The organism is Frankia tisae, from assembly GCF_025403405.1.
Classification (GTDB): domain Bacteria; phylum Actinomycetota; class Actinomycetes; order Frankiales; family Frankiaceae; genus Frankia; species Frankia tisai.
Genome location: NZ_JANEZT010000739.1, coordinates 1 through 909 on the forward strand (window position 1 = coordinate 1; position 909 = coordinate 909).

The window sequence follows — 909 nt, forward strand, 5'->3', positions numbered from 1 at the left end:
CCACTCGACTAGTCGTCGGCAGCGTCAGATGTGTGTAAGAGACAGATAGGAAGCGGTGTGCTGACGCCCCTGACCTCGGACGACCCAGGCCGCATCGGACCCTTCCGGCTGGCGAACCGCATCGGCGCCGGTGGCATGGGCGTCGTCTACCTCGGCTTCGGCGACGACGGCAAACCGGTCGCCGTCAAGGTCCCCTCCCTCGGGCTCGCAGACAACCCCGAGTTCCGCTCCCGGTTCCGCCACGAGGTCGCCGCCGCCCGGCGCGTGCGGGGCAACTCCGTGGCGGCGGTGCTCGACGCCGACCTGACCAGCGAGCGCCCCTGGATGGCCACCGAGTACGTCGAGGGCCGCAGCCTCGCTGACGCCGTCGCCACCCGAGGTGAGCTCGACGACCGCCTGGTCCACGGGCTGGCGATCGGGCTCGCCGACGCCCTCGTCGCCATCCACGCCGCCGGCGTGGTGCACCGCGATCTCAAGCCCGCGAACATCCTGCTGGCCTGGGACGGGCCGAAGGTCATCGACTTCGGCATCGCCCATGCGGGGGACAACACCAGCCACACCCGCACCGGGATGCTGATCGGCACGCTGGTCTGGATGGCCCCCGAGCAGCTGCGCGGCGAACGGGCCGGGCCGCCGGCCGACATCTTCGCCTGGGGCGCCTGCGTCGCGTTCGCCGCCGCCGGGCGCCCCCCGTTCCGGGGTGAACGCGCCGAGGCGGTCGGCATGCAGATCCTCACCGCCGAGCCCGACCTCGACGACCTGCCGGCCGACCTGCTCGGCGTCGTGCGCGCCGCGCTGGACAAGGAGCCCGCCCGCCGGCCCACGGCGACCGAGCTGCTCGCCCGGCTCCTCGGGCGCGCCGTGCGGTCCCCCACCGACTCGGACGAGGCCAGCGAGACCGCCCTGGCC

Annotated in this window: 1 protein-coding gene; it reads left to right on the top strand. The window is 73.8% G+C overall.

The window, feature by feature from the left end; translation table 11 throughout:
* Positions 1-57: 57 nt before the first annotated feature.
* Positions 58-909, top strand: an 852-nt coding sequence (locus NBZ85_RS31425; RefSeq protein WP_261563458.1) for a serine/threonine-protein kinase, incomplete at its 3' end; no start/stop codon positions are given.